The sequence below is a fragment of the Phocaeicola sp. RTP21198st1_B8_RTP21198_201120 genome, from assembly GCF_040929485.1.
Lineage (GTDB): Bacteria > Bacteroidota > Bacteroidia > Bacteroidales > Bacteroidaceae > Phocaeicola > Phocaeicola dorei.
Map to the genome: position 1 here is coordinate 736 of NZ_JBCOCI010000543.1, position 316 is coordinate 1,051.

Annotated in this window: 1 pseudogene; it reads left to right on the plus strand. The window is 33.2% G+C overall.

Annotated features, from left to right (window positions below):
- Positions 1-85, plus strand: a pseudogene (locus tag AB5935_RS27945) (DNA methylase); the annotation flags it as partial.
- Between the last annotated feature and the right edge of the window lie 231 nt (positions 86-316).

Sequence of the window (316 nt, forward strand, 5' to 3'; positions counted from 1 at the left end):
CAACATCATTGGCGACCATGTCATCATCGGACGACCGGGTTTTCAGTTAAAGAATAAAAACCGATCGAAAGGGATAAAAATTTAAAATTAGGAATTTTATATAAAATATTAATAGGGGCTATCCAAAAGGTCTAAAAGTAAATCATATCCCCTCTGCAAGTATCTGTAGGAGAGTGATTGCAAGACTTTCTTTCTTTTTGGGCAGCCTCTATTAAATTTATTTGCTCTTTCTTGATTTATGTTTATAAACATTATACCAAAAACATTCCAACTAACCTTGTTTATGTTTTGTCAGCCACCATTTGCACAACCATAT